The sequence below is a fragment of the Bradyrhizobium sp. 18BD genome (assembly GCF_054185225.1).
In genome coordinates this window covers 150,144-172,136 of the sequence record NZ_JAVAYL010000010.1, presented here as the reverse complement: position 1 = coordinate 172,136, position 21,993 = coordinate 150,144, and the positions used below count along the sequence as shown (strand labels likewise).

General features: G+C 65.6%; 19 protein-coding genes. 8 read left to right on the top strand and 11 right to left on the bottom strand.

Annotated features, from left to right (window positions below; genetic code table 11):
- Positions 1 to 22: 22 nt before the first annotated feature.
- From petA to RAD16_RS19715, 5 genes are all read left to right on the top strand, one after another.
- Positions 23 to 553 (top strand): ubiquinol-cytochrome c reductase iron-sulfur subunit, encoded by a 531-nt coding sequence (gene petA / locus RAD16_RS19735; RefSeq protein ID WP_026232845.1) that lies wholly within the window; start codon positions 23 to 25, stop codon positions 551 to 553.
- A 62-nt stretch (positions 554 to 615) separates the two neighbouring features.
- Positions 616 to 2,679, top strand: a complete 2,064-nt coding sequence (fbcH, locus tag RAD16_RS19730) for a cytochrome b/c1 (RefSeq protein WP_458159565.1) — start codon at positions 616 to 618, stop codon at positions 2,677 to 2,679.
- 249 nt (positions 2,680 to 2,928) lie between these two features.
- Entirely contained in the window at positions 2,929 to 3,603 is a 675-nt protein-coding gene (locus RAD16_RS19725) for a dienelactone hydrolase family protein (protein WP_458159564.1), read from the top strand.
- Between the two features lie 299 nt (positions 3,604 to 3,902).
- Positions 3,903 to 6,068 carry an anthranilate synthase component I gene (locus RAD16_RS19720; RefSeq protein ID WP_458159563.1) on the top strand — a complete coding sequence of 722 codons (2,166 nt, stop codon included), beginning with the start codon at positions 3,903 to 3,905 and terminating at the stop codon, positions 6,066 to 6,068.
- A 115-nt stretch (positions 6,069 to 6,183) separates the two neighbouring features.
- Entirely contained in the window at positions 6,184 to 6,723 is a 540-nt protein-coding gene (locus RAD16_RS19715; RefSeq protein WP_458159562.1) for an adenine phosphoribosyltransferase, read from the top strand.
- 29 nt (positions 6,724 to 6,752) lie between these two features.
- Here the strand turns inward: RAD16_RS19715 and RAD16_RS19710 are convergent, their stop codons facing one another.
- The 9 genes from RAD16_RS19710 to RAD16_RS19670 all read right to left on the bottom strand — a co-directional run bounded on the left by RAD16_RS19710 (position 6,753) and on the right by RAD16_RS19670 (position 16,748).
- Positions 6,753 to 7,058, bottom strand: coding sequence for a hypothetical protein (locus tag RAD16_RS19710; RefSeq protein WP_458159561.1), 306 nt, complete (start codon positions 7,056 to 7,058; stop codon positions 6,753 to 6,755).
- Between the two features lie 48 nt (positions 7,059 to 7,106).
- Entirely contained in the window at positions 7,107 to 7,775 is a 669-nt protein-coding gene (locus RAD16_RS19705) for a hypothetical protein (RefSeq protein ID WP_458159560.1), read from the bottom strand.
- A gap of 62 nt (positions 7,776 to 7,837) precedes the next feature.
- A complete protein-coding gene (locus RAD16_RS19700) occupies positions 7,838 to 8,590 on the bottom strand; it encodes a hypothetical protein (RefSeq protein WP_458159559.1) in 753 nt (250 codons plus the stop codon).
- 209 nt (positions 8,591 to 8,799) lie between these two features.
- Positions 8,800 to 10,017 carry a M48 family metallopeptidase gene (locus tag RAD16_RS19695; protein WP_458159558.1) on the bottom strand — a complete coding sequence of 406 codons (1,218 nt, stop codon included), beginning with the start codon at positions 10,015 to 10,017 and terminating at the stop codon, positions 8,800 to 8,802.
- A 32-nt stretch (positions 10,018 to 10,049) separates the two neighbouring features.
- Positions 10,050 to 10,610 carry a LemA family protein gene (locus tag RAD16_RS19690; RefSeq protein ID WP_458159557.1) on the bottom strand — a complete coding sequence of 187 codons (561 nt, stop codon included), beginning with the start codon at positions 10,608 to 10,610 and terminating at the stop codon, positions 10,050 to 10,052.
- A gap of 138 nt (positions 10,611 to 10,748) precedes the next feature.
- Positions 10,749 to 11,726 carry a small ribosomal subunit Rsm22 family protein gene (locus RAD16_RS19685; protein ID WP_458159556.1) on the bottom strand — a complete coding sequence of 326 codons (978 nt, stop codon included), beginning with the start codon at positions 11,724 to 11,726 and terminating at the stop codon, positions 10,749 to 10,751.
- A 32-nt stretch (positions 11,727 to 11,758) separates the two neighbouring features.
- Positions 11,759 to 15,226, bottom strand: coding sequence for a chromosome segregation protein SMC (gene smc, locus RAD16_RS19680; protein ID WP_458159555.1), 3,468 nt, complete (start codon positions 15,224 to 15,226; stop codon positions 11,759 to 11,761).
- 216 nt (positions 15,227 to 15,442) lie between these two features.
- Positions 15,443 to 16,114 (bottom strand): DsbA family protein, encoded by a 672-nt coding sequence (locus RAD16_RS19675; protein WP_458159554.1) that lies wholly within the window; start codon positions 16,112 to 16,114, stop codon positions 15,443 to 15,445.
- Between the two features lie 136 nt (positions 16,115 to 16,250).
- Positions 16,251 to 16,748: a DUF721 domain-containing protein gene (locus tag RAD16_RS19670; protein WP_458159553.1), complete on the bottom strand. Its 498-nt coding sequence runs from the start codon at positions 16,746 to 16,748 to the stop codon at positions 16,251 to 16,253.
- A 129-nt stretch (positions 16,749 to 16,877) separates the two neighbouring features.
- On the opposite strand from RAD16_RS19670, the gene mutY reads away from it, so the two are divergent.
- Positions 16,878 to 17,975: an A/G-specific adenine glycosylase gene (mutY, locus tag RAD16_RS19665; protein WP_458159552.1), complete on the top strand. Its 1,098-nt coding sequence runs from the start codon at positions 16,878 to 16,880 to the stop codon at positions 17,973 to 17,975.
- Positions 17,976 to 18,124: 149 nt separating this feature from the next.
- Positions 18,125 to 18,544 carry a PaaI family thioesterase gene (locus RAD16_RS19660; RefSeq protein WP_458159551.1) on the top strand — a complete coding sequence of 140 codons (420 nt, stop codon included), beginning with the start codon at positions 18,125 to 18,127 and terminating at the stop codon, positions 18,542 to 18,544.
- A gap of 237 nt (positions 18,545 to 18,781) precedes the next feature.
- On the opposite strand, the gene RAD16_RS19655 is transcribed toward RAD16_RS19660, so the two are convergent.
- Complete coding sequence (locus RAD16_RS19655) at positions 18,782 to 20,056, bottom strand: flavin-dependent oxidoreductase (protein WP_458159550.1); 1,275 nt, start codon at positions 20,054 to 20,056, stop codon at positions 18,782 to 18,784.
- Positions 20,057 to 20,184: 128 nt separating this feature from the next.
- Here RAD16_RS19655 and RAD16_RS19650 point away from each other — a divergent pair, with 128 nt between their 5' ends.
- Positions 20,185 to 20,805 (top strand): glutathione S-transferase family protein, encoded by a 621-nt coding sequence (locus RAD16_RS19650; protein WP_458159549.1) that lies wholly within the window; start codon positions 20,185 to 20,187, stop codon positions 20,803 to 20,805.
- Positions 20,806 to 20,996: 191 nt separating this feature from the next.
- Here the strand turns inward: RAD16_RS19650 and RAD16_RS19645 are convergent, their stop codons facing one another.
- Positions 20,997 to 21,911, bottom strand: a complete 915-nt coding sequence (locus RAD16_RS19645; RefSeq protein WP_458159548.1) for a LysR family transcriptional regulator — start codon at positions 21,909 to 21,911, stop codon at positions 20,997 to 20,999.
- Between the last annotated feature and the right edge of the window lie 82 nt (positions 21,912 to 21,993).

Below are 21,993 nucleotides of genomic sequence, written 5' to 3'. Positions count from 1 at the left end.
ATAAGAAGAAAGGGTTGGAATCGTGACGACAGCGTCTTCGGCGGACCATCCGACACGCCGTGATTTCTTATTCGTTGCAACGGGGGCAGCTGCAGCAGTAGGGGGCGCAGCCGCGCTCTGGCCCTTCATCTCTCAAATGAATCCTGATGCGTCCACGATCGCCGCCGGTGCGCCGATCGAGGTCGATCTCAGCCCGGTCGCCGAGGGCCAGGACATCAAGGTGTTCTGGCGCGGCAAGCCGATCTACATCAGTCACCGTACCAAGAAGCAGATCGACGAGGCGCGCGCCGTCAACGTGGCGAGCCTGCCCGATCCGCAGAGCGACGAGGCCCGCGTCAAGTCCGGCCACGAGCAGTGGCTGGTCGTGATCGGCATCTGCACCCATCTCGGCTGCATCCCGATCGCCCATGAAGGCAATTACGACGGGTTCTTCTGCCCCTGCCATGGTTCGCAGTACGATTCGTCCGGCCGCATCCGCCAGGGGCCCGCGCCCGCGAACCTGCCGGTGCCGCCGTACCAGTTCGTTTCCGACACCAAAATCCAGATCGGCTGAGCTTCGGACCCACGTCCGAAGCGTCGCGCCGTCTCGTCGTTTTATTTCCTCAGGATCGCATCATGAGCGGACCATCCGACTACCAGCCGAGTAATCCGGCCCTGCAATGGATCGAGCGGCGCCTGCCGATCATTGGTCTCATCCATTCCTCCTTCGTCGTCTATCCCACCCCGCGCAACCTGAACTATTGGTGGACCTTCGGCGCCATCCTCTCCTTCATGCTGGGGATGCAGATCCTCACCGGCGTGATCCTGGCGATGCACTACACGCCGCATGCCGATCTCGCCTTCAAGTCGGTCGAGCTGATCGTCCGTGACGTGAACTTCGGCTGGCTGCTGCGCAACATGCATGCCTGCGGCGCGTCGATGTTCTTCTTCGCGGTGTACGTCCACATGCTGCGCGGCCTCTATTACGGCTCCTACAAGGAGCCGCGCGAGGTGCTCTGGATCCTCGGCGTCATCATCTACCTGCTGATGATGGCGACCGGCTTCATGGGCTACGTGCTTCCCTGGGGCCAGATGAGCTTCTGGGGCGCCACCGTCATCACCAACCTGTTCTCCGCCATTCCCTATGTCGGCGAGAGCATCGTGACGCTGCTGTGGGGCGGCTATTCGGTCGGCAACCCGACGCTGAACCGCTTCTTCTCGCTGCACTATCTGCTGCCGTTCCTGATCGCGGGCGTCGTCGTGCTGCACGTCTGGGCGCTGCACGTCGCCGGCCAGAACAACCCCGATGGCGTCGAACCGAAGACGGAAAAGGACACGGTGCCGTTCACGCCGCACGCGACCATCAAGGACGGCTTCGGCGTTGCCTGCTTCCTGCTGCTCTACGCCTGGTTCATCTTCTACATGCCGAATTATCTCGGCGACGCCGACAACTACATTCCGGCGAACCCGGGCGTGACGCCGCCGCACATCGTGCCGGAATGGTATTACCTGCCGTTCTACGCGATCCTGCGTTCGATCCCGAACAAGCTCGCGGGCGTCATCGGCATGTTCTCGGCGATCATCGTGCTGGTGTTCCTGCCCTGGCTGGACAGCGCGCGGACGCGGTCGTCGAAGTACCGTCCGCTGGCCAAGCAGTTCTTCTGGATCTTCGTCGCGGTCTGCATCCTGCTCGGCTATCTCGGCGCGCAGCCGCCGGAAGGCATTTACGTGATCGCCGGCCGCATCCTGACGGTGTGCTACTTCGCCTACTTCCTGATCGTGCTGCCGCTGCTCTCGCGCATCGAGACGCCGCGGCCGGTTCCGAACTCGATCTCGGAGGCGATCCTGAGCAAGGGCGGCAAAGCGGTGGCTTCCGTGATGGTCGCGATCGTCGCCGCCGGCGCGCTGTTCCTCGGCAGCATGCAGGATGCCCGCGCCAACGAAGGCAGCGACCAGCCGCCGGGCAACAAATGGTCGTTCTCGGGCCCTTTCGGTAAGTTCGACCGCGGTGCGCTCCAGCGCGGTCTGAAGGTCTACAAGGAAGTCTGCGCCAGCTGCCACGGCCTGTCCTTCATCGCCTTCCGCAATCTCGGCGATCCCGGCGGTCCCGGCTATTCCGTGGCGCAGGTGGCGGCGTTCGCCTCCGACTACAAGGTCAAGGACGGTCCGAACGATGCCGGCGACATGTTCGAGCGCCCGGGCCGGGCGGCGGACTACTTTCCCTCGCCGTTCCCGAACGAGCAGGCAGCCCGTGCGGCGAACGGTGGCGCGGCTCCGCCCGACCTGTCGCTGATCACCAAGGCGCGCTCCTACAAGCGCGGCTTCCCCTGGTTCATCTTCGACTTCTTCACCCAGTACCAGGAGCAGGGTCCGGACTACGTCGCGGCGGTGCTCCAGGGTTTCGAGGAGAAGGTGCCGGAGGGTGTGACCATCCCGGAGGGCTCGTACTTCAACAAGTACTTCCCGGGTCACGCTATCAAGATGCCGAAGCCGCTCAGCGACGGCCAGGTGACCTATGACGACGGTTCGCCGACCACGGTCGCGCAATACGCCAAGGACGTCACCACGTTCCTGATGTGGACCGCCGAACCGCACATGGAAGCGCGCAAGCGCCTCGGCTTCCAGGTGTTCGTGTTCCTGATCATCTTCGCCTTCCTGATGTACTTCACCAAGAAGAAGGTCTGGGCCGACTCGCACTGAGCGAACGGCAAGACGAGAATGAAGAAGCCCCCGCAAGGGGGCTTTTTTGTTGGCTGACCTCTCCGTCATTCCGGGGCGATGCGTCAGCATCGAGCCCTGAATCCATTGCCCCACCAACTCTGCAGCCCGATGGCTTCCGGGCTCGCACTATAGTGCGCCCCGGAATGACGTGAGTGTGGATTGCGCTATGCGCGCCCAGCGGCCAAAATACCGTCAACCGCTCCCCCTAGAAACTCGTCGGAGGACCCCATGGGAACCACCATCACCTTCAAGCGCCCGGACGGCAAGGACGCCTCGGGCTATCTCGCCAATGCCGCGCGCGGCAACGCGCCGGGCGTGGTCGTGATCCAGGAATGGTGGGGCCTGTCGGACCAGATCAAGGGCCTGTGCGACCGCTTTGCGCTCGCCGGCTTCGATGCGCTGGCGCCCGATCTCTACAAGGGCAAGGTGGTGCCGTATCACGATACGGATGCGGCCGGCAAAGAGATGAACTCGCTCGACTTTATGGACGCGACCACGCAGACCGTGCGCGGCGCCACCCAATATCTGTCGCGCAACGGCGCCAAGGTCGGGCTGACAGGGTTCTGCCTCGGCGGCGCCGTCACCATCATCGGCTCGGTGCATGTGCCGGAGCTCACCGCCGGCGTCGTATTCTACGGCATCCCGCCAGAGCAGGCGGCCAAGCCCGCCGACGTCAAGATCCCGCTCCAAGCCCATTTCGCCAACAAGGACGATTGGTGCACGCCGGAGCTGGTCAACGGCTTCGAAAAGGCCATGAAGGCCGCCGGTAAGTCGCTCGAGCTGTTCCGCTATGACGCCGAGCACGCCTTCGTCAACGAGCAGCGCCAGGCCGTGCACGACCGCGAAGCCGCCGAGCTCGCCTGGGGCCGGGCGACAGAGTTTTTCCGAAAGCATCTGGGGTGATCGCCCGTAGCCCGGATGGAGCGTAGCGTAATCCGGGCACTTTCCCATTGCGGCACAAACCCCGGATTGCGCTGCGCTCCATCCGGGCTACCGCCCGCCCTTGACGCCGTCCCCGCGCCATGGTGAGTATCCGCCCATGAGCACCGCAGCCTGCCCATCCCGTCGTTGGTGGCGCACCTCCTAAGAGGTGGCCGGTGCGATTTCTTTTCCCAAAATCGTCGAAGGTCGCCCACGCAGTGCGGCGGCCTGGTCGTTTGTCCTGTGTGGCGTTCCCTCGGCAAGTTTCGTAAGAGGACCACATGAACAGGACAGTCTTTGCCCTCCCGGCCCGAAGCGACTACGTCACCCGCGGCGGTCTCGCGATCACGCGCGTGGCCGAACAGTTTACCGGCGGCGCCAACCGGCTCGACGATCTCATCAGCCTGCTCGACCGCCGCCGCGGCGTGGTGTTGTCCTCGGGCACGACCGTGCCCGGCCGCTACGAGAGCTTCGACCTCGGCTTCTCCGACCCGCCGCTCAAGCTCGAGACAACTGGCGTCAATTTCAAGCTGGAAGCGCTGAACGGGCGGGGGCAGGTGCTGATCGCCTTCCTCGCCGACGTGCTGCGCGAGCCCTGCGTCGTCATCTCCGAGAAGACGGCTTCGCGGCTTGCCGGCCACATCATCCGCGGCGATGCCCCGATCGAGGAGGACCAGCGCACGCGGCGCGCCAGCGTGATGTCGCTGGTGCGCGACCTCGTCGCCGCCTTCTCCGCCAATGATGACGGCCTGCTCGGCCTGTTCGGCGCCTTCGCCTACGATCTCGTGTTCCAGATCGAGGACCTCGTGCAGAAGCGCCCGCGCGAGCAGGACCAGCGCGACATCGTGCTCTACGTGCCCGATCGCCTGCTGGCCTATGACCGCGCCACCGGCCGCGGCGTGGTGCTCACCTACGATTTCGCCTGGAAGGGTAAATCGACCGAAGGCCTGCCGCGCGAGACCGCCGACAGCCCCTACCTGAAGACGCCGCGCCAGGGCTTTGCCGATCACGCCCCCGGCGAATATCAGGCCACCGTCGAGACCGCCCGCGCGGCCTTCGCGCGAGGCGATCTGTTCGAAGCCGTGCCCGGCCAGCTCTTCGCCGAGCCCTGCGACCGCTCGCCGGCGGAAGTGTTCCAGCGCCTCTGCGTCATCAACCCGTCGCCCTATGGCGCGCTGATGAACCTCGGCGAAGGCGAGTTCCTCGTCTCGGCCTCGCCGGAAATGTTCGTGCGTTCGGACGGGCGCCGCGTCGAGACCTGCCCGATCTCGGGCACGATCGCGCGCGGCAGCGATGCGATCGGCGACGCCGAGCAGATCCGCCAGCTCCTGAACTCGGAGAAGGATGAGTTCGAGCTCAACATGTGCACCGACGTCGACCGCAACGACAAGGCGCGTGTCTGCGTCCCCGGCACGATCAAGGTCTTGGCGCGCCGTCAGATCGAGACCTACTCAAAGCTGTTCCACACCGTCGACCATGTCGAGGGCATGCTGCGCCCCGGCTTCGACGCGCTCGATGCCTTCCTCACCCACGCCTGGGCCGTCACCGTGACAGGTGCGCCAAAACTCTGGGCGATGCAGTTCGTCGAAGATCACGAGCGTTCGCCGCGGCGCTGGTACGCCGGTGCGATCGGCGCGGTGAACTTTGACGGCAGCATCAACACCGGCCTCACCATCCGCACCATCCGCATGAAGGACGGTCTCGCCGAAGTGCGCGTCGGCGCCACCTGCCTGTTCGATTCCGATCCCGCCGCGGAAGACCGCGAATGCCAGGTCAAGGCCGCCGCACTGTTCCAGGCGCTGCGCGGCGATCCGCCGAAGCCGCTCTCGACCTTTGCGCCCGATGCGACCGGTTCGGGCAAGCAGGTGCTGCTGATCGACCACGACGACAGCTTCGTGCACATGCTCGCCGACTATTTCCGCCAGGTCGGCGCCGACGTCACCGTGGTCCGCTATGTGCATGCGCTCGACATGCTCAAGCGGAAGAGGTGGGATTTGCTGGTTCTGTCGCCCGGCCCCGGACGCCCGGCGGATTTCGGGATCAAGAACACGATCGATGCGGCGCTGGAGAAGAAGCTGCCGGTGTTCGGCGTCTGCCTCGGCGTGCAGGCGATCGGCGAGTATTTTGGCGGCGAGCTCGGCCAGCTCACCCATCCCGCCCACGGCCGGCCCTCGCGGGTGCAGGTGCGGGGCGGACGGCTGATGCGCAATCTGCCGAACGAGATCGTCATCGGCCGCTATCATTCGCTCTTCGTCGAGCGCGACAGCATGCCGGAGGTGTTGGCCGTCACCGCCAGCACCGAGGACGGTGTCGCCATGGCGCTGGAGCACAAGACCCTGCCGGTTGCCGGGGTGCAATTCCATCCGGAATCGCTGATGTCGCTCGGCAACGAGGTGGGCTTGAAGATTGTCGAAAACGCGTTTCGGCTGAATACTGAAGCAAATTGAGTGCCGTCATTGCGAGGAGCGGAGCGACGAAGCAATCCAGAGTGCTGCCGCGGAGAAGATCTGGATTGCTTCGCTTCGCTCGCAATGACGGTGGAAAAACCAGAACGAGAGACCAATGACCTTTGAACACGACATCAAGGCGAGCGTCCGCGCCATCCACGACTATCCCAAGCCGGGGATCATATTCCGCGACATCACGACCTTGCTTGCGGATGCGCGCGCGTTCCGCCGCGCGGTGGACGAGCTCGTCCATCCTTGGGCCGGCAACAAGATCGACAAGGTCGCCGGCATGGAGGCGCGTGGCTTCATCATCGGCGGCGCGGTGGCGCATCAGCTCTCGGCCGGCTTCGTGCCGATCCGCAAGAAAGGCAAGCTGCCCCACACCACGGTGCGCATCGCCTATTCGCTCGAATACGGCATCGATGAGATGGAGATGCATGTCGACGCCATCCAGCCCGGCGAGCGCGTCATCCTGGTCGACGACTTGATCGCCACCGGCGGCACCGCGGAAGGCGCCGTCAAACTGCTGCGCCAGATCGGCGCCAACATCGTCGCCGCCTGCTTCATCATCGACCTGCCCGAGCTCGGCGGCGCCGCCAAGCTGCGCGCCATGGACGTGCCGGTGCGCACGCTGATGTCGTTCGAGGGGCACTGAGCGGGGACGGGCAGACGCGCCGTGCGATCTTAGGCCTTGAGGCCGTGGATGCGAGCGATGGAGAATGGGCCAAGGAGCGCAAGAAAGTAGCCTACTGCAACGGCGCGACTTTCGGTGAAAGCTTCGTCCGGGTCGAGTAAATCGTATAAGCGGCCGGTGAGGCGGTGGATCGCTTCATTGGTCTGACGAAGATGGCCCGCTGAATCTTCGTGATCATAGTACGAGCGACCGAGAATGGTCATTTCATTGATCGCCGCCGCCAAGAGCTTTAGCTGCTCTGGGCGTTGAGACGCGCGCATCCGATCGACCAACTCCGGCAGGAGATCGCTCATCATCGTTGCTCCATCACCTGCCCAGGAAGTATTATCCGGGTAAATTCCTGCCTATGATCGCTGCAGGATCAGGCTGAGCTCCAGCTCCCGGAAGGCGAGATAGTTCCGCCGGGTCCACTGGTGCAGCTCGGTCGAGGCGTCCTTCTCCTGGCGCAGATAGCCGGTAAAGGAGAAGTTCAGCCGGTCGATATAGGTCTTCAGGAAGCCGGGCAGGGCGGGCAGGCGGAACAGCCGGCCGCCTTCCATCGCGGGCGGCAGCTCGCCGCGCACGACATATTCATTGTCCACGGTGATCAGGCTCATCCGCGGGATCTGGGCGCGCAGCATCTCGTGGGCGCGGGCCGAGAGCCGGTCGGTGTCGGCGACGAACAGGATCTGCGGCGCGACATGCCGGCGCGCCGCTTCCTTGAGCAGGCCGATCTCTTCGGTCATCTTGAAGAACTCGTCGAAGGCGTGGAAGCCGAGGTCGATCACCTTGGCAAGCCCGTCATCGACGATGACCCGGTCCATCAGCTGCATCTTGCCGTAGGTGTCGATCACGTCGGCGGTTTCCGTGATGCCAGGCAGATAGTCGAGCAGCGACGGCTCCTTCAGATTGACGTCGAAGGCCGCGACGTTGCCGTTCTTGAGCAGCAGGAATTCGCTCAAAAGCCGCGCCAGCAGGGTCTTGCCGACCTGCGGGCGGGGCGAGCAGATGATGTAGACGGGTGTCGCGGACATTGCGGGCTATATCTGAGCGAACTCACCGCCCCAATCCAGCCGTATCAGCCCGGGCTGTGCAACTATTTTTCGCTGTTGCGGGTTACGGGTTTCGACCCGACGATGTCGGTCAGGCGGATGCGGTCGAATTCGCTCCAGACATTGGCCAGCCAGTGCCGGACATAGCCCCGCAGCACGAACGAATAGTTCGCGGCATCGTCGTTGATACCCTTGTTGGCGACGAATTTCAGGAACGGGACGGACGACACCTCGACCTGCTCATAGGCCATCTCGTTGAGCTTGGGGATGGTCAGCTCAGTCGCGTCCTTGATTCGGTGGAAATAGGAATTGTAGGTCGCCTGGTCCCACTGGAAGAACTGGGTGTCGTTGATGAAGTTCTTCACCAGGAAATATTTCGCGCCGGTCATAAAGCCGGCGGTCTCGGCGATCTCCTCCAGCGAGGCGATCGAGGGGCCGAGGATGTGGAACACCGCGAAGGTGATCTGGCCGGCCTTGGCGGCGTCGAGGAAGCCGATGTCGCGGAGCGAAGCCAGCGCGGGCGAGAGCAGGCCGGCGCGGACGTCGATGACGGTGACCGAAGGGCTGACCGCGTTGAGCGTGTCGAAAATCTTCATCTGGTCGGCCGTCGTCGTCATGTCGACGATCTCGGTGATGTCGGGGTGGAAGCGCTTCAGCGTTCCGCGCGGCGACTCTGTATCGAAGGCGCGGGTCGGCACGTTGTTGGCTGAGAAATAATCGAGCAGGGTGCGCGATACCGTGGTCTTGCCGACCCCGCCCTTGTCCGCGCCCACCACAACCACTGCCGGCTTTGCCATTGCTGTCCCCTAACGCGCGCCCCCGATCGCGAGGTCGCAATCGGCCGGGCCCCAAATCGATGTCCGAAGGATGTCCCCGGTCTGCTGTTGGGCGCGAACATGGCAGAAACAAGGGAGAATTCAAATCTCTGGCACCCTGTTGCGGCAATTCCCGAGGTTTTTCCCGATCGCTGTGAAACTCGCCGCAAACCGGTGCCCAATCGCGAGACTCAGTGACGGCCCCAAGGACCCATGGGGTTTCCTATCGGATTGCTTGCCGGGGTTCCTGAGGGGCTTGGCGCAGGCACGGGCGGCGGACTGCCCGGGCTGCCTGCATCGCCCCACGGGCCATGCGGCACCGGCGGTCGCGCGGCTTCCGGAGCGGCCTGCGCCTCGGGTTGTTCCGCCTCGTCGGAAGGATCCGGCAGCGGGCCGGGATCATGGCCGCCGGCGAACTTGACCAGCGCGTCCACCCGGGACTGCACCGAGGGGTGGGTCGCGAACAAATCGGCAAAACCCTCGCGGGGATTGTCGACGCAGAGCTCCATCACCGCCGAGGTCGCACCCGGCAGCTCGCCGCGGCCTTCGATCTTGCGCAGGGCCGAGATCATGGCGTCGGGGTCTTTGGTCAGCTCGACCGAGCCGGCGTCGGCGAGGTATTCGCGCGAGCGCGACAGCGCCAGCTTCACCACCTGCGACATCAACCAGGCCACCACGATCAGCACGATCGCGATGATGATGACGATCACCGCGCCGCCGCCGGAGCTTTTGCTGTCGCTCGATGAGGACGACCGCGACGACGAGGAGGAGCCGGAGGACCATGATCCCCCACCGGAGCTCCAGCTGAAATTCGTGAACAGGCGGAAGAACAGCTCGCCGAAGAAGCCGACCACGCCGGCGATGATCACGGCGACCACCATGAGCTGCACGTCGCCGTTCTTGATGTGGGTCAGCTCGTGGCCCAGCACCGCCTCGATCTCCTTGTCGTTCAGCGCATTGAGGAGACCGGTGGTGACGGTGACCGAATATTGCCGCGGATTGAGGCCGGTCGCGAACGCGTTCAGCGCCGGGCTCTCCATGATCTTCAGCTTCGGCATGGTGATGCCGCGCGAGATGCAGAGGTTTTCGAGCAGATTGTAGAGCCGCGGCTCTTCCTGCCGGGTGACGTCGTGGCCGCCGGTCACGGCGTCGATCATCGACTGGTGGAAGAAATAGGCGATCACGATCCAGACCGCCACCACGACCGTCGCAACGGGCGCTGCGACTTTCAGATCCTGGAAGGCGTGGTTCAGGTAGAAGGCGGCGGTCCGGTTGCTGTCGATCAGAACTTCGGCGACCAGCGCGCCGGCATAGACCAGCACATAGACCAGCGCGAACAGGCCGCCGAGCAGCAGCATCGAACGAAACTTGTTCGAGGCGATATGCGTGTAGAGACCATACGCGGCCATGACGCGTTGCCCTGCCGGCCTATCGGCTCAAATCAGAACTTCACCTGAGGCGCGGCCTCGATCTCGGTGCGGCTGGCGCCGAGATCGAAGAAGTCCTTCTTGGTGAAGCCGAACATGCCGGCGAACAGCGCGGCGGGCATCTGCTGGATGCCGGTGTTGTATTCCTGGACCGCGTTGTTGAAGAAGCGGCGGCTCGCGGCGATCTTGTTCTCGAGGTCGGAGAGCTCGGATGCGAGCTGCTGGAAATTGGCGTTGGCCTTGAGGTCGGGATAGGCCTCCGACAGTGCGATCAGCCGGCCGAGCGCGCCGGAGAGCTGATTCTCGGCCGCGGACATCTGCGCCGGTCCCTGCGCCGAGATCGCCGAATTGCGCGCCTTGATGACGTCGTCGAGCGTGCCGCGCTCGTGCGAGGCATAGCCCTTCACCGTCTCGACCAGGTTCGGGACCAGATCGTGGCGCTGCTTGAGCTGCACGTCGATGTCGGCAAAGGCCTGGCCGACGCGCTGGCCCAGTGCGACGAGCCGGTTGTAGGCGCTGAACGCCAGGAACACGAGGACGACGATGACGCCGAGAACGATCCAGCCGGTCGACATGGAGAACTCCTGAAGGGGAAAGAAGGCGGGCGCAGCCTAGACCAAATTGGCGCAGGGCGAGAGCTCCGGCGCAGAGGGAAGGTAAGACTTGGTCGGATCGGGAACCATCCAAGTTCAAGGCGAAAGCCCTGAACGAGGTTAACTTTCGGCAATCACGGCATCGCCCCAGCGCCAGCGACGGGCGCTTGCGTAGGCGGGCTTGTCGCGTCGCGGGACCTTGGCGACCACCACGCCGCCCACAGTGCAGAGCTTGGCTGTGATCTCGGCCTTGCCGACATCCGGCGGCGCCAGCACGCGCGCGGCGCGGCTTGCGGGCGGCGTGCGGGTCAGGGCGACGTAGATGAAGCGCTCGTCCTCGAACGGCACGTCGGCGCCCTTGATCTGGCGGTGCGCCTGCGAGCGCGGCAGGCGCTGGGAGAAGTGGCACCAGTCGGGCGCGGCGAGCGGGCAGGGCTTTTCGTGCGGGCAGGGCGCGGCGACGAACGCGCCGGCCGCGATCAGCTGCTGGCGCAGCGCGAGGATGCGGGCATAGCCGGCCGGCGTGCCGGGCTCGATCACGACCAGCGCGTGGCGCGCTTTCGCCCACATCGCCTCCGTGAGCTTGCGCTGATCGGCCTCACTGATCTCGCCGATGATGTAGCTGGCGATGACGAGATCGGCCTGCGGGACCTCGGCGAGATTGCCGCCGGCATCGCCCGGCAGATAGCGGCACTCCGCCAGACGCGTGCTGTCGCGCGCCAGTTCGAGCGCGAGCCGGCTGAGCGTGGCGTTGGCATCGAGCAGCGTGAAATCCTGCAGGGATGGGAAGGCTTCTGCGGCGGCCCAGCTCGCGGTGCCGGGACCTGCGCCGACGTCGAGCAATGTCGCCGGGGCAAGGCCTGGTGCGATCTCTGTCAGCGCATTCAGGCTTGCAGCCACGGCCGCGTAGGTCGCCGGCATGCGCGCCAGCGCGTAGGCGAGCGCATCGGCCTCCGACTTGATCGTGCCGGAGCCGCCGCCGGCGCGATAGGTGGTCGAGATTTTCTGCGAGCGCTGTGCAGCGTCAGTGCGCGAAAAGCCCTGCAGCTTGCCGTCGAGGGCGGCCTTGAGTTCAGGAGGGAGCGTGGGCGAGATCATGTCCGCCCACCGTCATTCCTGGCCCAGCCGGGTCACGCCACGTTCTGGTCGAGAATGTCCACGGCCTCGGCCAGGCTCACGGACACGAGCTGGGAGACGCCGCGCTCGGCCATGGTGACGCCGAACAGCCGGTTCATCCGCGCCATCGTGATCGGATTGTGCGTGATGATGATGAAGCGCGTATCGGTCGAGCCGGTCATTTCGTGCAAGAGGTTGCAGTACCGTTCGACGTTGTGGTCGTCGAGCGGCGCGTCGACTTCGTCCAGCACGCAGATCGGCGAGGGGTTGGTCAAGAACACCGCGAAGATCAGCGCCATCGCGGTCAGCGCCTGCTCACCGCCCGAGAGCAGCGACAAGGTCTGCGGCTTCTTGCCCGGCGGCTTGGCGATGATTTCGAGACCGGCTTCGAGCGGATCGTCGCTCTCGATCAGGTGCAGCGCGGCTTCGCCGCCGCCGAACAGCTCGACGAACAGGCGCTTGAAGTGGTTGTTGACGATCTCGAACGAGGTCAGGAGACGCTCGCGCGCTTCCTTGTTGAGGCTCTGGATGCCCTGGCGCAGCCGTTTGATGGCCTCGACCAGGTCGTCGCGCTCGGTGACGAGACCCGTGTGCTGGGTCTCGACCTCGCGCAGCTCTTCCTCGGCGCGCAGGTTCACTGCGCCCAGGCGCTCGCGGTCGCGGCGCATCTTTTCGAGGTCTTCCTCGATGTCGTGCAGCGGCGGCAACTCGGCGCCGGGCTCGATCTCGGCGAGCCCGGCAACCGCCTGCGGCTCGACTTCGAGCATGTCGCGGATCTCGCGCTCGATGTCCTCGAGCCGGCGCCGCGCGCTTTCCATGCGCTCTTCGGCGCGGGCCGTGGCCTCGCGCGAGCTGGAGAGGGCTTCGAGCGTCAGCTTGGCGACGCGATCGGTCTCGGCCATCGCGGTCTCAGCGGTGGCGAGCGCGTCGGCGGCCATGCGGCGGTCGTTCTCGGCGTACTCGATCTCGGTGATCAGCGCGCTGCGCTTCTCGGCGAACACGGCGGGCGCGTTCTCGAGATCGCTGCGCTCGATCGAGACCTCGGTGATGCGGGTCTGGATGGTGTCGATGTGGGAGGCCGCGCTTTCCTTGCGGTTCTGCCACTCGGTGCGCTCGGCGAGGATCGCCTGCACGCGGCGGTCGGCAAGCTCGGCCTCGCGCGCCAGTGCCTGTGCCTCGGCGCGGACCTGCGCGGCCATGCGGCGATGGTTTTCGATGTCGCTGCGGACCGCGGCGAGACGGGTCTCGGTGTCCTCGCTCGACGGCAGCTCGCTGATGCCGGCCTCGGCGTATTCGTAGGCGGCCTCGGCCTCGGCGCGGTCGGCGGCGAGACGGCTGTGCGCTTCCGACAGCGTCGCTTTGCGTGCGGCGTGGCGGCTGATCTCGCGCTCGGCGGTGGCATGGCGCTCGCGCGCGGTGTTGAGCTCGCGCTGCGCGGCGCGCCAGGCTTCGCGGCTGGCGCCTTCGGTGCTGGCGGCCATCTGCAGCTCGGATTCGGCATTCTCAAGCGCCTGACGCTTGATCTGCGCGTCGATGCGGGCCTGCTCCAGCTCGTTCTCGATGTCGACGAGACGGGCGCGCTCGGCGAGGCGCCGTGCGGCGCCGGTCGGGGCGTGGGCCGCGGCGACAAAGCCGTCCCAGCGCCAGACGTCGCCTTCGGGCGAGACCAGCCGCTGGCCGGTCTTGAGCTGCGAAACCAGCTCGGCACCGCGTTCGCGCGGCACCACGCCGATCTGCGCCAGGCGGCGCGTCAGCTCGGCCGGGGCCTGCACGTGGTTGGAGAGCGGCACGGCGCCTTCGGGCAGTTCCGGATCGCCGTCGGTGACCGCGCCGGCATTGGTCCAGCGCATCGGCGCCGAGGGATCGACGGGCGCGTCGAGATCGTCGCCGAGCGCGGCGCCGATCGCCTTTTCAAAACCCTTGTCGACGGTGATGCCGTCGATGATCGGCGGCCACAGATTCTTGGTCTCGCCGTTGACGATCTTGGAGATCGTGCGCGCCTCGGTGTCGAGCCGCTGCACGCGCTTGTCGGCTTCGACCAGCGGCGAGCGCGAGGATTCCAGCGTCTGGCGGGCGGCGACATGGGCGGCTTCGCTCGCCTGCGCGGCGGCTTCGGAGGCGGCCAGCGTCTGCTCGGCGGTCTCCACCATCGCGGTCAGCTCGTCGAGATCGCCGAAGCCGCCGGTCTCGGCTGCGAGCTTCTGCTCTTCCGCGGTGACGTTCGCGATCTCCTGGTCGAGCCGGGCCAGCTTGTCGCGGTGGGTGCGGACGTTGGCTTCGAGCTGGTTGCGCTTGGCGGTGAGGTCGGCGAGCGCGGTGGTGAGCTCGGCGAACTGCTGCTCGGTTTCGGTCAGCACCGCCTCGGCTTCGCCGACGCGCTCGTCGACGCCGGAGCGCTTCTCGACGCGCGACTTGATCTCTTCCTTCAGCTCGGCGTCTTCGGTGTCGAGCCGCTGCAGCGCGACGTCGGCGTCCATGGTCTGCTGCTGGGCGCGCGAGATGTCGCCTTCGAACTGGGCGAGGCGGCGCTCGAGCTCGGCGACGCGCTCCTTGGCGCGCTCTTCCTCGCGGTCGAGCAATTCGCGGGCATTGGTCAGGCGCTGCAGGCCGGCGGCGGCGCGCGCTTCAGCATCGCGCAGCGCCGGCATTTCGGCGGCACGGATCGCCTGGATGCGGGCAGCTTCGGCCTGGTGCTGGGTGCGCTCGGCCATCTCGCGCACGGCGAGATCGTGGGTCTGGCCGGATTCGTTGACGTCGGCATGCGCGCCGATCCAGCGCAGATGGAACAGCGTGGCCTCGGCTTTGCGGACCTTGGCCGCGACTTCGCGATAGCGCACCGCCTGGCGGGCCTGCTTCTTCAGGCCTTCCATCTGGCCGGAGAGCTGGCCGATCACGTCCTCGACGCGGGTGAGGTTGGTTTCAGCCGCCTTCAGGCGCAGCTCGGCCTCGTGGCGGCGGGCATGCAGACCGGCGACGCCGGCGGCGTCTTCCAGCACGCGGCGGCGCTGCTCGGGCTTGGCCTGAATGATCTCGCCGATCTTGCCCTGGTGGACGAGCGCGGGCGAGCGCGCGCCGGTGGCGGCGTCGGCGAACAGGATCTGCACGTCACGCGCGCGCACGTCGCGGCCGTTGATGCGATAGACCGAGCCCGCTTCGCGCTCGATGCGGCGGGAGATTTCGAGAAGCTGACTGTCGTTCATCGCCGCAGGCGCAGTGCGATCGGCATTGTCGATCGTCATCGTCACTTCGGCGTGGTTGCGCGCGGGGCGGTTGCCGGAGCCGGCGAAGATCACCGCGTCCATGTCGGCAGCGCGCAGCGATTTGTACGAGGTTTCACCCATCGCCCAGCGCAGCGCTTCGACGAGATTCGACTTGCCGCAGCCGTTGGGGCCGACCACGCCGGTCAGGCCGGGCTCGATGACGAAGTCCGTGGGCTCAACGAAGGACTTGAAGCCGTGAAGGCGCAGGCGGGTGATTTTCATAAGCACGCATCTCTATTGGCAGGCGCGAATCCCCTGCCGGGACAATACCATGGAAGGCAATGCCGCTATCCGGGCGAGTCGCGCGGGGCGCCTCATGCGGCGGACAATGGCCGCGGTGCGCCGCGAGGGCAACCGGCGAAAGCCGCTTTTCCCAAGGGATTTATGACGGGAAAGATACGGCTTTCGAGATGCGAATCAGGCGTGATGGGCGAAGAATCAGCTCTTCAGCAGCGAATTGATCTTCTTGGCGAACTCCTCGTACGAGGTCTCGCCCTTGATCTTCTCGCCATTGATGAAGAAGGTCGGCGTGGAATCGACCTTGAGAATGTCGCTGGCGTATTTCTGGTCGGCGGCGATCTTGTCGAGCAGGGCCTGGTCCTTCAGGCAGGCCTCGACCTGCTGCTGGGTCAGGCCGGCCTGCTTGCCGATCCGCGTCAGAGTCTCGGTCGTGTTCTTCATCACCCAGTCGTTCTGCTGACGGAACAGCATGTCGGTGACGGCGAAGTATTTCGGCGCGTCGCCATTGGCGATGCAGCGCGACAGCATCGAGCCTGCGGCGGCTTTGATGTCGAGCGGGAACTCACGGAAGATGTAACGGATCTTGCCGGTGTCGATGTAGTCCTTCTTGATCTTCGGGAACACCTGCTCGTTGAACGCCGCGCAGTGCGGGCAGGTCATCGAGGCGAATTCGGTGATGGTCACAGCGGCATCTGCCGGGCCGAGGGCCATGTCGGGCAGCGACACGGGCTTGGCGACCTCGGCGGCGGTCTGAGCCATTGCTTCGGGGATCATGGCCTCGGAAATGAACCGCAGCGGCGAGAGCCCGGCGAGCGCGGCAAGCCCGGTCAGCGACAGCATCGTATTGAAGGCGCGGCGGGTGATGATCAAGGTCGGCTCCCGAATTGGCGTGGTCTCGCCCTGAGGACGGCATCAAGGTTCCCGGGCGGCCTGTCGCTAGCTTGAAACGTGGTTTGAGGCAATGGCGGGCAACAGGGGCAGGTCGAGATTGGCCGCGAAATGAGGCTCAATTTCGCTTGATGGCGGCTCCGAGCCGGGCCAGCGCCGTCTTCAATTCTTCGTCTTCGATATCCCCCAGGCTTTCCGCCACCTTGGCGACGCTCTTGGGATCCGGCGGGCCGGGCCGCTTCCGGGCCCGGGGCCGCGACAGGGGGGCCTGGCGGAAGGCGAGCTTGCCGACCGCGCTCCAGCCGAAGAAGCGGTTGACCCGCTCCAGGATCACGTCGGCCGAGTGCTGGATCTCCAGCGCCATCGGCCCCTCGACGCGCAGCACCAGGGTCGCCGGCTCCTGCGGCTGGCCCTCGACCGGCCGCGGCCATTGCATCTTCAGCGGCTCGGCATGGGCCGCGATCTCCGGCCCGGCAATCTGCGCCCACCGCGTCACCAACTCGCGCGCGGCAAACCCCTGCTTGGCATAGGCCTCGGCAAAGACGTCGTTGAGCAGCAGCGACAGCGGCTTGGCGCTGAGGGGACCGGGTTTGAAGACGGGGCCGAATTTGGACATGGGGGCCTTATAGCACCGTGTTCGGCCGGCCTCACCATCTGCGAGCGATCCGTGAAGAAAGACGTGGATGCCCGCGCGCGTCGCCGGCAGGACGTGGAGAGATCGGCGTGACCTCGTTACAGTGAGGGCATGAGCCCCAAATCCGCGCTGAAGGCGAAATCGGAACCAAGACAGGCGGAGGCCGGCTCGCGCCCAACCTTGCTGCTTGCCTGGTACGACCGTCACCGCCGGCGGCTGCCTTGGCGCGCGGCGCCGGGCGAGACCTCGGATCCTTACCGGGTCTGGCTGTCGGAGATCATGCTCCAGCAGACCACGGTCAAGGCGGTCGGACCCTATTTCGAAAAATTCGTCGCGCGCTGGCCGGACGTCACTGCGCTAGGGAGCGCCTCGCAGGATGACGTGCTGCGGATGTGGGCCGGGCTCGGCTATTATTCGCGCGCGCGCAATCTCTATGCGTGCGCGGTCGCGGTGACGCGCGAGCATGGCGGTGTGTTCCCGGACACTGAGGAAGCCCTGCGCGCGCTGCCGGGGATCGGGCCCTACACGGCGGCGGCAATTGCCGCGATCGCCTTCGACCGCCACACCATGCCGGTTGACGGCAATATCGAGCGGGTGGTGTCGCGGCTCTTTGCCGTCGAAGAGGAACTGCCGCAGGCAAAGCCGCTGATCCAGCAACTGGCAACGACGCTGCTGGCGAACTCCCGCGCCGGCGACAGCGCGCAGGCATTGATGGATCTGGGCGCCTCGATCTGCACGCCGAAGAAGCCGGCCTGCTCGCTGTGTCCGTTCACCGAGGATTGCACGGCGCGTGCGTTAGGCGCGCAAGAGACGTTCCCGCGCAAGGCGCCGAAGAAGAGCGGGACGCTGCGGCGCGGCGCGGCCTTCGTCGTCACACGCGGCGACGAGCTGCTGGTTCGCTCCCGCGCTGAAAAGGGCCTGCTCGGCGGCATGACCGAGGTGCCGGGCTCGGACTGGCTCGCCGGGCAAGAGGACACGATAGCAAAGCAGCAGGCGCCTGAGTTGAAGGGGCTGTCGCGCTGGCAGCGCAAGGTGGGCGTCGTCACCCACGTCTTCACGCATTTTCCGCTGGAGCTGGTGGTCTACACGGCGAAGGCGGAGGCGCGCACGCGCGCGCCCGCGGGCATGCGCTGGGTGCCGATCGCGACCCTTGCCGATGAGGCGCTGCCCAACGTCATGCGCAAGGTCATCGCGCACGCGCTCGACTGAGGCTCGGGCCGCGCGCGGCGCGCTCGTCCTCTGCCGTCTCGTCGCGCTGCGGCGGATCGCCTGCTGCCAGATCTCCTGCTGCCAGATCGCTTGCTGACATGAGGCTGTCAGCAGGCCTCGGCTATGTCTCGGCGGAAACGGAGGTTCGCATGGTCAAGACTGCGCTCGACAACTTCAAGAGGCCGCCCTGCGCCGAGCTATTGGGATGGCGCCTGCTCGATGCCCGCCCCGAGGAGGGTTGGATCAGGCTCGGCTTCGAGGGCAAGCCGGAGTTCTGCAACCCGGCGGGCTTCATCCAGGGCGGCCTGCTCTCCGCCATGCTTGACGACACCATGGGTCCCGCCGTGCTGGTGATGAGCGAGGGCCGGCTCTACACGACGACGATCAGCATGACCGTGAATTTCCTGGCGCCCGCAAAGCCTGGCCCGATCATCGGCGAGGCGAAGGTGACGCAGCTCGGCAAAACGATTGCGTTTGTCGAGGCGAAGCTGATGGCGGAGGACGGCACGGTGCTGGCGACGGCAAGCGCGAGTGAGCGATTGCTGGAGGCGGCGAGGGTGGTGAAGTGAGGCGGGCGCCGCTCTCTCACTCCCTCGCCCCGTTCTTTCGGGGAGAGGGTGGGGTGAGGGGCCTCTCTCCGCATATGAGATTGCTGTGAGACCTGTACCCCCTCACCCGGATTGCATCTTCGATGCAACATAGCCGAAGCTTAGCTTCGGCGTTCTTAGGACGGCCGCATGAAGCGGCCTATGCCTCTCCCCGCAAGCGGGGCGAGGTGAAGAAGGAGGCCGCGGCTCGCTGATCAGCTAACTCGCGCGGGCGTCCTTGCTCACAATCGGCGGCTTCGCGTTCAACGCCTCCACCTGGAAACCCGCAACGCGCTTGTAGTTTGCGGCGATGTCTTCCAGCTCCTTTTGCGACAGCACGTCGGTGACCACGTTGTAGCCGTCGGGCGCGCGCTCCTCGACGAGCTGCATCACCTGCTCGGGGCCGTTCTTGCGGTTGAGCAGAACGAGGTCGGTGGTCGCAGGCCGCCGCTCGGCCTCATAGGCGAGCAGTGCGGCCTGCGTCGGGCCGTGCGCCAGGATTTCGCGGGTGATGGTGCGGGCATCGAGGATCGCCTGCGAGGCGCCGTTGGAGCCGATCGGGTACATCGGGTGCGCGGCGTCGCCCATCAGCGAGACCTTGCCAAAGGTCCATTGCGACACCGGATCGCGGTCGACCAGCGGATATTCATAGGCGTGCGGGCAGTTCTTGATCAGGCCGGGCACGTCGAGCCAGTCGAACTGCCAGCTCTCGAACCAGGGCAGAAATTCTTCCAGCCGCGCGGTGCGGTTATAGTCCTCGCGCCGCCACTGGTAGGTCGGCGGCATATGGCGCTCGGCGACCCAGTTGATCAGATGGTTGCCTGCGGCATCCGGCTCCTTCGAGATCGGATAGCAGACGAATTTCAGGATCTCGTGGCCGGCCATGATCATGGTGCGGCCGTTGAGGAAGGCCTTTGACGGTGTGACGCCGCGCCAGAGAATGCGGCCGTTCCAGATCGGTGGACCCTCGTTGGGATAGAGTTTTTCTCGCGCGGCGGAATGGATGCCGTCGGCGGCGACCATGATCGCGCCTTCATGAGTCCCGGCAGGCTTGCCGGTCGCCTTGTCGATGAAGTCGGCGCGGACGCCGCTGGCCGTCTCGGTCCAGCCGGTCAGATGATGGCTGGTGAGGATGTTGTCGCGGCCAAGCCGCTCGACCGCGGTGTCGAGCAGGAGCTGCTGCAGCATGCCGCGATGGATCGAGAACTGCGGCCATTTGTAGCCGGCCTCGAGCCCGCGCGGCTCGCTCCAGATCGGCTTGCCGTGCTTGGAGAAATAGGCGAGCTCGCGCGTCCGCACGCCGCTGGCATCGAGCTTGTCCATCAGCCCGAGCTCGATCAGCTCGCGCACCGCATGCGGCAGCACGTTAATGCCGACCCCGAGCGGCCTCAGCTCGGCGACGCTCTCGAACACTTTTACGGGAACGCCGATTCCATGCAGGCTGAGCGCAAGCGTCAGCCCGCCGATGCCGCCACCGGCGATGAGTACCGTCATGACAAAACCCCTCCAGTTGCGGGCGTCTTGGCACAGGCGGGCGGCGGTGGGCAACTGCGAAGAGAAAGTCGTGCTATGGACCTTGCGGCCGACAGCCGTTAATTTCCAGCTTTCCCATGAGGTCCGACATGCTCAAGCTCTACTACGCCACCGGCACCTGCGCGCTTGCCACCTATATCACCCTGGAAGAGGCCGGCGCCGACTACGCGGCCGAACGGATCAGCTTCAAGGACAACCAGCAGAATAGCCCGGACTACCTCGCCATCAATCCGAAGGGCCGCGTGCCGGCCCTGGTGACCGACCGCGGCGTGCTGACCGAGACGCCGGCGATGCTGGCTTATATCGCGCAGACCCTCCCCAAGGCGAAGCTCGCGCCGCTCGACGATCCCTTCGACTTCGCGCAAGTGCAGTCGTTCAACTCCTATCTCTGCTCGACCGTGCACATCAATCACGCCCACAAGATGCGCGGCGCGCGCTGGGCGGCGGATGAGAGCTCGTTCGCCGACATGAAGGCGATGGTTCCGAAGACCATGGGCGCCTGCTTCAAGCTGATCGAGCAGAAGATGTTCAAGGGGCCGTGGGTGATGGGCGATCAGTTCACGATCTGCGATCCCTATCTCTACACGCTCTCGACCTGGCTCGAGGGCGATAGCGTCGACATCAATGCCACGCCGAAGATCGCGGACCATTTCAAGCGCATGTCGGACCGCCCGGCGGTGCGCAAGGTGATGGACGCGCAGAAGGCGTAACAAACTCGGTGTCGTCCCGGGCAAGCGTAAGCGCAGACCCGGGACCCATAACCACAGGGAGAAGTTGCGGTACGAGCTGACAACCACGAATCATCGCCAAACCACGCCCTGTGGTTATGGGTCCCGGATCGGCGCTCCGCTTCGCTGTGCTTGTCCGGGACGACACCGTACTTGCTGAGGGCGCATCCTACTCAGCGCTTGGCTTGCTCTAGCTCTCGTCCCGTCTCCAGCATCAACCGCCTGAGCCAGATCGAGCCCGGGTCCATCTGCGCCCGCGTCGGATGGAACATGAACTGCTCGTCCATCCCGGGGTCGAGCGGCGGCGCCACCGTGACGAGGCCGAGCTGCCTTGACAGCGCTGCGATCAGCCGGCGCGGCACGAAGGCGACGAGGTCGGTGCGGGCGGCGACGTGCAGGGCTTCGAGATAGCCCGACACCACCAGCGAAATGTGCCGTTCGATGCCCTTGGTGCGCAACCAGGTGTCGATCAGATCCTCGCTGTTGCCGCGGATGATGACCCCGACATGGCGCGCGGCGAGGAACGCCTCGCGCCGCTTCAGCTTGGCGCCTGCGGGATGGCCGCGCCGCACCGCCAGCGCATCGCTGTCGGTGTAGAGCAACTGGCGGTGAAAGCCCTTGAAGGCGTTGCCGATCGAGATCACGAGGTCGATGGTGCGCGCGAACTCGGCGTGGAAGATCGCAGGTCCCCGCCACGGCACCACGTCGATGCGGACGTTGGGCGCAAGGCGCGTCACCTTCTCCATCAGTGGCGGCATCAACAGCTCGACCGCGAGATCCGGCATCATCAGGCGGAATGACCGCTCGCTGCGTGCGGCATCGAACTCATCAGGCACGAACAGTCCGCGCACCTGGTCGAGCGCCTGCGCCAGCGGCGCGCGCAGCGCCTGTGCCCGCGGCGTCAATTCCATCCGCGCGCCGGTGCGCACCAGCAGCGGATCGCCAAAGATGTCGCGCAGACGCTGTAGTGCGTGGCTCGTCGCGGGTTGCGACAGGCCGATCCTCATGGCCGCGCGGCTGACATTGGCCTCGCGCAGCAGCGCGTCGAGCGCGGTCAGTAGATTGAGGTCGAGCGAATTCAAATTCATGAGGTGAATAGATATCATATTGGCTATCGATTTGAAGAATTCTCCTCTCGCGGCGATGTTCTCCGCGTTGCCACCAAACGGA

What these genes read in the sequence shown, in the direction of transcription:
- RAD16_RS19685 (WP_458159556.1), bottom strand. Translation starts at nt 11,726, where the DNA reads ATGATCTCGCCCACGCTCCCTCCTGAACTCAAGGCCGCCCTCGACGGC.
- RAD16_RS19650 (WP_458159549.1), top strand. Translation starts at nt 20,185, where the DNA reads ATGCTCAAGCTCTACTACGCCACCGGCACCTGCGCGCTTGCCACCTAT.
- RAD16_RS19710 (WP_458159561.1), bottom strand. Translation starts at nt 7,058, where the DNA reads ATGATGAGCGATCTCCTGCCGGAGTTGGTCGATCGGATGCGCGCGTCT.
- smc (WP_458159555.1), bottom strand. Translation starts at nt 15,226, where the DNA reads ATGAAAATCACCCGCCTGCGCCTTCACGGCTTCAAGTCCTTCGTTGAG.
- RAD16_RS19700 (WP_458159559.1), bottom strand. Translation starts at nt 8,590, where the DNA reads ATGGCAAAGCCGGCAGTGGTTGTGGTGGGCGCGGACAAGGGCGGGGTC.
- mutY (WP_458159552.1), top strand. Translation starts at nt 16,878, where the DNA reads ATGAGCCCCAAATCCGCGCTGAAGGCGAAATCGGAACCAAGACAGGCG.
- fbcH (WP_458159565.1), top strand. Translation starts at nt 616, where the DNA reads ATGAGCGGACCATCCGACTACCAGCCGAGTAATCCGGCCCTGCAATGG.
- RAD16_RS19660 (WP_458159551.1), top strand. Translation starts at nt 18,125, where the DNA reads ATGGTCAAGACTGCGCTCGACAACTTCAAGAGGCCGCCCTGCGCCGAG.
- RAD16_RS19715 (WP_458159562.1), top strand. Translation starts at nt 6,184, where the DNA reads ATGACCTTTGAACACGACATCAAGGCGAGCGTCCGCGCCATCCACGAC.
- RAD16_RS19695 (WP_458159558.1), bottom strand. Translation starts at nt 10,017, where the DNA reads ATGGCCGCGTATGGTCTCTACACGCATATCGCCTCGAACAAGTTTCGT.
- RAD16_RS19655 (WP_458159550.1), bottom strand. Translation starts at nt 20,056, where the DNA reads ATGACGGTACTCATCGCCGGTGGCGGCATCGGCGGGCTGACGCTTGCG.
- RAD16_RS19720 (WP_458159563.1), top strand. Translation starts at nt 3,903, where the DNA reads ATGAACAGGACAGTCTTTGCCCTCCCGGCCCGAAGCGACTACGTCACC.
- RAD16_RS19670 (WP_458159553.1), bottom strand. Translation starts at nt 16,748, where the DNA reads ATGTCCAAATTCGGCCCCGTCTTCAAACCCGGTCCCCTCAGCGCCAAG.
- RAD16_RS19645 (WP_458159548.1), bottom strand. Translation starts at nt 21,911, where the DNA reads ATGAATTTGAATTCGCTCGACCTCAATCTACTGACCGCGCTCGACGCG.
- RAD16_RS19705 (WP_458159560.1), bottom strand. Translation starts at nt 7,775, where the DNA reads ATGTCCGCGACACCCGTCTACATCATCTGCTCGCCCCGCCCGCAGGTC.
- RAD16_RS19725 (WP_458159564.1), top strand. Translation starts at nt 2,929, where the DNA reads ATGGGAACCACCATCACCTTCAAGCGCCCGGACGGCAAGGACGCCTCG.
- RAD16_RS19690 (WP_458159557.1), bottom strand. Translation starts at nt 10,610, where the DNA reads ATGTCGACCGGCTGGATCGTTCTCGGCGTCATCGTCGTCCTCGTGTTC.